Annotated in this window: 8 protein-coding genes; all 8 read right to left on the reverse strand. The window is 71.0% G+C overall.

From position 1 onward, the window contains the following. Window positions 1–80: 80 nt before the first annotated feature. Entirely contained in the window at window positions 81–1025 is a 945-nt protein-coding gene (locus NH602_RS04060) for a GNAT family N-acetyltransferase (RefSeq protein WP_100877134.1), read from the reverse strand. Beyond that, window positions 1022–2305, reverse strand: coding sequence for an asparagine synthase-related protein (locus tag NH602_RS04065; RefSeq protein WP_179763172.1), 1284 nt, complete (start codon window positions 2303–2305; stop codon window positions 1022–1024). The genes NH602_RS04060 and NH602_RS04065 overlap by 4 nt, the downstream gene beginning before the upstream one ends. Before the next feature lie 945 nt (window positions 2306–3250). After that, on the reverse strand, window positions 3251–3754 hold the full coding sequence (locus tag NH602_RS04070; RefSeq protein WP_179763171.1) for an SsgA family sporulation/cell division regulator: 504 nt from the start codon (window positions 3752–3754) through the stop codon (window positions 3251–3253). Then, complete coding sequence (locus NH602_RS04075; RefSeq protein ID WP_179763270.1) at window positions 3751–4020, reverse strand: WhiB family transcriptional regulator; 270 nt, start codon at window positions 4018–4020, stop codon at window positions 3751–3753. The genes NH602_RS04070 and NH602_RS04075 overlap by 4 nt, the downstream gene beginning before the upstream one ends. 235 nt (window positions 4021–4255) lie before the next feature. Next, window positions 4256–6472: an ATP-binding protein gene (locus NH602_RS04080; RefSeq protein ID WP_100877213.1), complete on the reverse strand. Its 2217-nt coding sequence runs from the start codon at window positions 6470–6472 to the stop codon at window positions 4256–4258. 110 nt (window positions 6473–6582) lie between these two features. Continuing rightward, on the reverse strand, window positions 6583–7611 hold the full coding sequence (locus NH602_RS04085; RefSeq protein ID WP_157818144.1) for a hypothetical protein: 1029 nt from the start codon (window positions 7609–7611) through the stop codon (window positions 6583–6585). Window positions 7612–7617: 6 nt separating this feature from the next. After that, window positions 7618–8064 (reverse strand): hypothetical protein, encoded by a 447-nt coding sequence (locus NH602_RS04090; protein WP_100877211.1) that lies wholly within the window; start codon window positions 8062–8064, stop codon window positions 7618–7620. A gap of 10 nt (window positions 8065–8074) precedes the next feature. Continuing rightward, the gene (locus tag NH602_RS04095; protein WP_179763170.1) at window positions 8075–8602 is read right to left on the reverse strand and encodes a hypothetical protein; all 528 of its coding nucleotides are present in this window, start codon (window positions 8600–8602) and stop codon (window positions 8075–8077) included. Window positions 8603–8723: the final 121 nt, after the last annotated feature.

The raw sequence follows: 8723 nt of genomic DNA on the forward strand, positions 1-8723 counted from the left end.
AGCGGGCGGGACCTCGCCGGCTTCTCTTCCCCCGCGAGGACCAGTCCGTCCCTACGGCCCGCGTATCGCTCGCCCGACGGTCAGGACCGAGTGAAGGTGTGGAGACGGTCGATCGAGCGGAATCCGTACTTCCGGTAGAGGGCTGTGGCTGCTGTTCGGTCGCGCGCGGTGCCGGGCTCATCGTCATCGACGTAGAGCACCGCCTGCTCGGCTCCGGCGCGCCGGGCGCGGCCCAAGCCCGCTCGAAGGAGGAACCGGCCGAGTCCAGCGCCGCGGTGGCCGGGGTCGACCTCGAGCCACGCTATCCGGGAGATGCCCTGGGCAGGGCCGTCGATCTCTATCTCGCCGACGAGGTGCTTCCCCTCGTGGACCGCGATACGCCAGCCCAGTCGCCGCTTCTCGATCCGGGACGTCAGCGCAGGGCTGAGCTTCGATGCCGGGGCGTCGAGCAATTCGGTCAGCGCATCCGGTGGCAGCAGCATGTAGTTCCACAGGTCGGCGCTGGCGAATCCGGCTGCGACCAGGACATCAGCCGTGTGACGCCGGTGCGATACCGGCAGCGCCTCGAGTCCTAGGTCCAGTGCGGTCGCCATGCCGAACGCCTCCGCCTTGGTCGTCGAGAAGCGTGCCAGGGCGGCGTCGAGCAGGGCGGACAGGACGGCGCTGTTCTCCCGCGCGTGCATCCAGGTGAGGACCGCGGTGCTGTCCCGGGCGCGCCAGCCGGTGGCGATCACGCCAAGCACATTGCCGAGGCTGTCGACGGCGACGTCATGCCGCAGGTCAGTCAGTCCCGCCCACAAGGCGCCGTCGATGGGCGAACGTCCTGCGAGAGCCTCGCGCAGGTCGGCGGGGGCGGCTTGGGGTTGTCCAGGCAGCCGGTCGGCGTCGACGAGGTCGAGTACTGCCTGGTGCTCGTCGCGGCGTACTGGGTGAAGAGTGATGGTGGTGAGTCGGGTCGACGGCCTCCCCTGCATGAGACCAGGATGACCCAGCAGGGACGTCGTATCGAGGTGAGTGCCGGTCATGGGCTCACTCCTGGGATCCGGGCGCCGCGGACCGATGCGGCACGGAGCCAGCTCTCGGTTGCGGCGATCGTCATCGACACCGCGGTGTCGGCAGTGTCGATGCGGGCGGGATCGATCAATCCGGCCGCCGTGAGCAGCCGGGGGTCGCACCGCTCGACGAGCTCGCGCAGCGCGGTCTGGAAGTACTGCTTGGCCGGCGGCAGTACCTGCCGCTCTCGTGGGGCGAACAGGGAGACCACCGCAGCCTTGTTGCGGTGGTATGCGGTCGGCAACGCCGGGTCATAGCGGTGTCCCGGGGAGAGATCCGCTGCTGCGGCGAGGACTTCTGGGTCGAGGAACGGCGAGCGCTCGGCGAGCCGGCCGGCCCCGATCAGTGGGGCGTGCGGCCAGATCGCATCGTGGGCGAACTTCTGGGCCCACGACGTCGACGCGTGGTCCTGGTCGCGGCGCTGGGCCAGCCAGCGTTCGCTCCAGTCCCGCAGCGGGTCGTGGTAGTTGTCGGTGACGGCCGCGGGGACTGCAGCACCCATCGTGCTAGCCCAAGTCGCCGCCCAGTACATGCGCCAGCTCGCCTGGGCGGGCAGCAGACGTGCGATGCCGGCGGCTGCCTCGTCGACCAGGACGCTTCCGCGGCCGCGGTCGGACAGGTAGCGCGCCGCGGCGCGGGGGCCGCGGGTGGCCAGCAACTCGATCGAGGCGAAGCGTGGGACTTCGAGGACCTCGTCTGCTCCATCCCCTGACAACAGGACCTCACAGCCGAGCCCGGCCGCGCGCGCGGCAACTGTGGCGTTGAGCTGCGGGAGAGCGTCGAGGCGGGGCCCGGCTGGAGACCATGCGGGCTCGGTGCGGGCCGAGGTCTCGATGATCTGGAGCTCACATCCCAGCTGGAGGCGAGCGATGAGCGCAGCAGCGACGGCGGCGGCTGAGCGGCCCTGGTCGTCGGTGAGGTCGATGGTGAACGCCACGACCCGACGCCCCTGTGCTTGGCGGCAGGCCTCGGTGAGGACGGCCAGGCTGTCGATGCCACCCGAGAAACTCACTCCGATCACCGCGGCGTCGTCGCAGGCTCGGGCGACGGCACGGCCGAAGGCCGGGGCCAGGGCCGGCCCCCGGCCGGCAGTGCCGGCCGGGGGCGCAGCCAACGAGGCGCCCTCCCACGGATAGAACTCGCCGTAGAGCACCGGCGGCGCAAACAGCAGGGCCACCGCGTCGAGGTCGACCGTGGGCTGGGCGCATCCGCGTAGCCAGGGGCCGACCTCGGTGGAGAACGCCTCGCTCATCGTTACCGCGCCCCGAACAGCAGAGCGCGAACCAGCGTGTAGACCCGCGACGGGGTGCTCACGGCGAGGTTGTCGCCGCGAATCCCGCGGCCGTGGGAACCATCTCCGGGAGAAGACTTCGCTGCCATGTTGACCTCCGTGCTCATCGTTTGCCGGCCCCGGTCGGGGTGGGCGCCACGTCCGGGACCGGTCCGGCTGACCGGTCGGGCGGACCAGCTCGCCCGAGCGGTGTGGGATCGGCCGCCAGGCCGACGAGCGCAGCGAGCTCGTCCCACCCGGGCGGCGCGGGTGCAGGCCGATCGGGCGCAGCGGCAAGGACCGGTCACAGTGGCCAAGCCCATCTCCGTCCCGGGGGCGGGGATCGATGGTCACGTTGGGCTGGCTGCTGGGGTCTGGGTCGGTGCCGTGCGGACCGAGGAAGAGGCGCACATCAGCGACGGAGTTGCGCGCGGGGGTGCACCGTGCGGAGGGTCGGGGACCGGTCAGCAGCGGGTCCGGGACGCGTTCGGACAGTTCGTCGTGTGTGTGCCGCCCTTCGGGCATGCAGAGCACGACCTGCAGTGGGAGAACCAGTCCCCGCAGGACGGGCACCATCCGTACGACCGCGCCGCGTTGTCCCGCCCGGCGGAGGTAGCACTAGCGCTGTCGCTGGTGTCGGTGAGGACGGCGGCGGTGGGTATCACGGCTCTCCTAGGACGATCGGACGGGACGGGCTCGGGGTGGGCTGTCCGCGGGGTTCCTGCGGACGTCGTGCGCTGGCCCGGCCGGGCTGGCGCTTGTCGTCGGGTGACGGGGTGGGCTCGGCGGGCGCCGGGCCCACCCCGGTGGGTGATGGCACGACAGGTCAGCCGGACCAGCACCGCCGCGCTCGCGCCGAGTCCCCGACAGGCCCGGTCCGGGAGGGGCCGAGCTGTGTGATCACGGCCGAGTGATCAGCCAGTCTGCTCACCAGACCGGACCTGGCTCGTCAAACAGGGCCGCGAGGTCAGCCTCGGCAACGAGTGGTCCTTCCATACCAGCGGCCACGACGTCTTCCGTGCGGTCGATGAACTCGATGAGCTCGTGGCTGGGTAGGCCGATCTCGGCTGTTCCGCTGGGTGATCGGAGGGTGATGAGTGTCCAGTCGTGCCGCGATAGAGCGTGGGTACTGATCTGGACGTCGCGGGCAAGGTGCTGAGCGGCGTCGTCCACCTCGGACGACGCCCCGGTGAGCCCGGCCGAGAGCAGCTCCCGGCCGATGCACCAGGTCACGCTCGTGGTGTCACCGCAGGTCCGGAATCGCACCTCCAGCTCGAAGGGGCGGCTGCGGCGGTAGGTCATCTCGACGTGGACCGGCAGCTCACGAATGCCGGGCTCGGGGGCCAGCTGGAGCTGGTAGATGCGCCCGATGACCTGGGTACAGATCTTGTTGAGACCGACACCGCCGCGGTCGGGCTGAGTGTCGGTCATCGGGGCCCCTCCAACTGCTGCTCGCGGCGGATCTGGCGCCGCTCCCTCTCGGACGCGCCGCCCCAGATGCCGAATCGCTCGTCGTGCTCGATGGCGTAGGTGAGGCAGTCGTCCCGGACCTCGCAGCGATCACAGACGCGCTTCGCGTCCCGGCTGGATCCCCCCTTCTCGGGGAAGAAGGCGTCGGGGTCGGTCTGGGCGCACAGTCCGTGCTCCCGCCAGTCCGGCTCGGAGGGCGGGGGTTCGCTGAGGAGTGCCAGCAACAGGTGGTCGAAGTCCTCCGGGACGTAGGCGAGGCCCGGGCGCTGCGAGGAGGCCGTGGCGCTCCCCGGGCTGGGGGCGGACAGCTGAGACACTTCGTTCTCCGATCGATGAGGTCGGAGCGGCCCGGGCGGGATCTGTGGAAGGTGAGCGCTCGGGCCGCCTCGTGTGATGACGACGTCAATTAGCCAGTACAGTACCAAGTACCGTACCAATTAGCGAGTGGTGTCGGTGCGCCTTTCATCCGGTCTGGCTTTCAGTCCCGGCCGGTTCCCACTGCCCGTGAGCGATCTTGTGGGCGACGCCCATCTCGGCGAGCGCGCCGAGCGACTTGGACACGGCGGGTGCCTTGAGACCGGTCGCGGCGACGATCTCGCCAGTGCGGCGACAACCGGCCTGGAGCGCGCGTAGAACCTCCTGTTGGCTGGCGGGGAGCCCTTCGATGTCCGGGGCGGCCTGCGGGCCGTCGGGAGCCGGCGAGCTGGTCGGTCGTGGGCGCAGCGCGACGACGTTCTGCGCACTGAGCGCGGACGGGATCTGGAGTCCTTGCATGAACGCCGGCAGAGCGGCCTCAACGGCGTCGCCTACGGTCGTGGCAGGGACGTCGACGGGTTCGCCGGACTCCTTCCGGCGCCGCCAGGCGTGGAGCTTCTCGACCTGCGCGGCAAAGCGGGCGCCCGGGCTCTGCTCGATCGCGGGCTGGAAGTCGCGCATGGCCAGGGCGGTGTTCTCGTCGAGCGCGCATGACGGGAGAGCTGTGGCCCATTCCCCCAGGTCGGGAGCCCAGGCGACGCGGCCCATCGACAAGCGGCCACCGGCGATGGCGAAGCAGTAGCCACCTCCAGGAGGCAGAGACCCTGGGGTGACGGCCATCCCGCCGACCACCGCGTTCTCGCTGCGGTTCATGTTGCGGAAGGCGAACAGGTTGCGGGCCATCAGGTAGCCACGCAGCACGGTGCTGTTGCCGTAGTCGCCAGCGAGCAGGGACTGGGTCCCGACGACCACGGCGACGCCGTACTTGCGGCCGATCCGCACGACACGTTCGAGGCGCGGGATGAAATCCTGCGATGCGAGCCAGGCGTCGGTGCTGAGCCGCTGCAGCTCGTCGATGATCCACATCAGGCCGGGGATGGTGGTGCTGGGCAGCAGCTTACGCAGGGGGCTTTGCTGCGAGGGGTCGGTGATTCGAACCGGGCCGTCGGGGCCCTCGGTGAGGGTGGACTTGAGCAGGCTGCGGATCTCGAGGGCGGCCTCGATGGCTTCGAGCTGGGCGAGCACCTGGCGGGGCCCGGCCTCGGCCCAGTCGCTGATGTCGTTGAGTACGGGGCTGGACCCTCCGTCGGGGTCGCCGTCGCCGAACAGCAGGTGCCAGACAGCGCTCTGCTTGATACCGAGCCCGATCGCCTCGAGGCAGGCTGACTTTCCCGATCCTGGCTCACCGGTGACCAGGCCGTTGCGCACGCCGATGTCCTCGACGGCGTAGAACTGCATGTCGCCCTCGCCGTCTGCGAACGGGCCGAGGGGGATGACGCCGTTGTCGTAGCGCGGGCCTCGGTAGGGGATGCCGCCGGAGAGCAAGTCGCGCACGATGACGGTCAGGTAGGCCCAGGCTTCGTTGTCCTCGTGCGGTTCGATGATCAAGTTCTTCGCCGAGACGCCGAGCGCGCCAGCGATGCGGGGGCGGCGGCCGAACACGTCGTCGAAAGAGGCGTCGCCGGCCGGGGTGCGCACGGTCCAGCGGATGGCGCGGCTGAGATCGACGCGGTCGGTGAGCATGGATCCGGGCAGTGCCTTGCCGCGGCGGCTGACGCTCTCGGACCAGCGCTGGGCCAGCGTGTCGCCGTAGTCACCGCTGGTGGTCTCGTCGCTCGCCTCGGGCAGCTGGGGAGCGTTGAGGTCGACGTCGGGGATGCTGTGCTGCTTCATCCAGCTGGCCCAGGTCGCGGCAGCGCCTCCGGCGAGCAGCGCCGTCATCGTCCAGTTGGCGGGGCCGACGGCAGAGGCGGCGGTGATCCAGGCCGCGGTGCCTGCGCCCGCGGCCCAGGACTGCCGGCGCCAGAAGGCCGGGATGCGGCTGTGGAGCAGGGCGCGAGCACCGGCGATCGCTCCGAGGGAGGTGAGACCGATGCCGGTGGTCGTGGCCAGCTCGGCGCCGGGGCCGGCGGCGAGGCCGACGAGTTCGGTCAGACCCCAGCCGAGGTAGCCGGCGGCGGCCGTGGCGGAGGTCGCCAGGTAGGGGGCACGGCGGGCGGCGTTCTCAGCTCGGATGTGATCGTGGTGATCGCTGATCGCCGACCGCCGGGGCGTCTCCTTGCGCAGCACAGTGGTGGGCTGGCGCACGGCGAGCTCGGCGGAGGGAGTGGCCGGGCTGGTGTCCTCGTCGACCAGGCGCTGCAGGGCGCGGGCCAGGACCTCTGGGGTGAGGTTGGTGCCGGCGACGCTCTGCTGCCTGGGCATCGCAAGTCCCTTCGTCGTTGTGGTGCTGGAGTGCTTGTCGGAGTGCCACCGCTCCGCCGCGACGCGGGTGCCCAGCGACCGGGGTCAGTCCTGGGGGCGGGGCTGTCGGGCTAGGAGCGAGTGCCGATGTAGGTGCCGTTGACGGTTCCGGCGAGGGTGTCGTCGCTGAGCACCTGGTCCTGGGTGTTGAGGTGCCGGCCGAAGTGGGTCTTGGCCTCACCGGCGGAGCTGGTGAACAGCTGGGCGTTCTCGCGCATCTGCTCGAGCAGGCGGATGGGTTCGCCGCTGACGCCTGCCTGCGTCAGGGAGGCGACGGACTGATCGAGCTCGGTCAGAAGTCGCTGACCGACGTTCTGCATCTGCTCGCAGAAGTGGTTGGCACTGCCGGGATCGAGGGTCTCGCCGCTGGTCAGGTTCGGGTTGGCGCCGGTCATCGGGATGTCCTTCCGGATGGGGTGGATCGTGGCGGTGGACTGGTGTTCGGCCGCGGACCGCGGCTCGGGCTCGGTGTCGGGCTCGGTGTGGATGGCTTCGGGCTGCTGGGTGTGGTCGGGTTCGTGCTGGTTGGGCTTTTCGGGGTCCTCCGGGGGGCCGTCGGTCGGGGTCTCCTCGACCGGTGCGGGTTTGGTGTGGTCGGTGGGCGGGGCTGGGGTCGGCTCGGCGTCGATGACGACCGGGTCGGCGTTGTCCGTGCGATGGGGTGGGCGTTGGGCGGTGGTCGGCCGCGGTCGCCAGTGCGGGTCGGTTGTGTCGCCGAATCGCTGGCGGAGGTTGCGGGCCAGGCGCTGTCGCAGCAGGTCGCCGTCGGCGTGGCGCTGGTGGCGTTCACGGCGTCGCTCGGTGGCGTAGCCCCAGGCGTCGGACCACCACTCCCCCATCGCTGCCCGGGCGGGCCCGGGCGAGCGAGGGCCGCGGGGATGGGCGATGCGATCGGCGATGCGTTGGGCCAGTGCGTCGCCGACGCTGGGGCCGGTGCGGCGGGTTTCCCGGGCCATCCGGCGCTCGTGGGCGCGTTCGGCGCGGCGCTGGCGGTCGCGCAGGCGCGGTGGTTCGGTGCCGCGGGCGGTGGCGATGAGCTCGGTGCCTGCGTAGCGGGCGAGTCCCCAGGTGATGAGCGCGACCAGCACGAGCGTTTCCATCGTCGATCACCCCACGAACCACTGCTGGGCGATGGATCCGGCGTTGCCCATGCCGGTGGCGACCAGGCGGTAGAGGCCGTAGAGGATCGGCACCCCACTGGCGAGACCGATGGTCGGCGCCGCGAGCGCGAGCCAGGGATGGATGCGGTTGGGCCTGGCCGTCTTCGGGAAGATCCCCTTGATCACGACCTCGAGGGTCATCACGATGGCGATCCCGCCGAGGATGACCGCGCCGCCGAAGCCGAGCAGGCGGGTCGCCAGGGGGGTGGCGTTGGCCGCTACGCCGTAGGCCTGGGCGATGAGCGCGCCGATGAGGCCGCCGAGGCCGGTCCCGGCAATTAGGAAGAGCAGGCTCGTGGTCTTGCGCATGTCGTCGTGGTAGTAGAGCCAGAGGCCGAACAGCAGGGCCAGTGCGGCGATGCTGCCGGTGCCGGCGAAGGCTGCAGCGTTCATGTCGGACTCCTCAGTTGATCCAGCAGAAGGGCGGCCAGTAGGGCCAGGTCAGGAACTCGGGTATGAGCAGGCGGACAACCGGGATCTGGTCGAGCGCGGTCGCGACGTTCAGCAGTAGGAAGGCGACCGTCCAGAGGCGACCCGGGGTCCGGGCGGCCCAGGCGATCAGGGCGCCGATGACCAGGACGGGCGCCTGGATGCACCAGACGTGGACGACCGCGGCGCGGCGCAGCGGGCCGGTCCGGGTGGTCGTCCAGGCGCCCTGACGGGCCAGGGCGAGGCTCTGCTTCAGGCTGGCCGGCTGCTCGTGCACGAAACGCAGCTCGGCCGCCGCGGTGGTGACCGCGTGCAGGGCTCCCTGGCGCCGATCGGGCACGGTTGGCCACCCGGCACGCGGTCGGTCGACCTCGACCTCCGGCTCGCCGTCCGGGTTCGCGGCCGGGGTGGCCGCAGTGACACGCGGGCTGGGCAGGGCCGGGGTCTCCTGTTGGCCCGAGTCGGGCGCCGCGGTGTCGAGGGCGGCGTCGTGCTCGCTCACTGGTCCACCCTCCGGGTGTCGGTGATCGTGATTGGGTTGCCGATGCGCCCGAGGTGCCGCTGGGTCATCGCCCTGCTCGCTCGACTCGGTTGAGGTCCAGCATGAGATCTGCGGGGCCCAG

Origin of the sequence: Pseudonocardia sp. McavD-2-B (assembly GCF_024124365.1) — a bacterium.
Classification (GTDB): Bacteria; Actinomycetota; Actinomycetes; order Mycobacteriales; family Pseudonocardiaceae; genus Pseudonocardia; species Pseudonocardia alni.

Excerpts from the sequence above, each read along its gene's own strand:
- NH602_RS04060 (WP_100877134.1), bottom strand. The coding sequence starts at position 1,025 with ATGACCGGCACTCACCTCGATACGACGTCCCTGCTGGGTCATCCTGGT.
- NH602_RS04065 (WP_179763172.1), bottom strand. The coding sequence starts at position 2,305 with ATGAGCGAGGCGTTCTCCACCGAGGTCGGCCCCTGGCTACGCGGATGC.
- NH602_RS04070 (WP_179763171.1), bottom strand. The coding sequence starts at position 3,754 with ATGACCGACACTCAGCCCGACCGCGGCGGTGTCGGTCTCAACAAGATC.
- NH602_RS04080 (WP_100877213.1), bottom strand. The coding sequence starts at position 6,472 with ATGCCCAGGCAGCAGAGCGTCGCCGGCACCAACCTCACCCCAGAGGTC.
- NH602_RS04085 (WP_157818144.1), bottom strand. The coding sequence starts at position 7,611 with ATGGAAACGCTCGTGCTGGTCGCGCTCATCACCTGGGGACTCGCCCGC.
- NH602_RS04090 (WP_100877211.1), bottom strand. The coding sequence starts at position 8,064 with ATGAACGCTGCAGCCTTCGCCGGCACCGGCAGCATCGCCGCACTGGCC.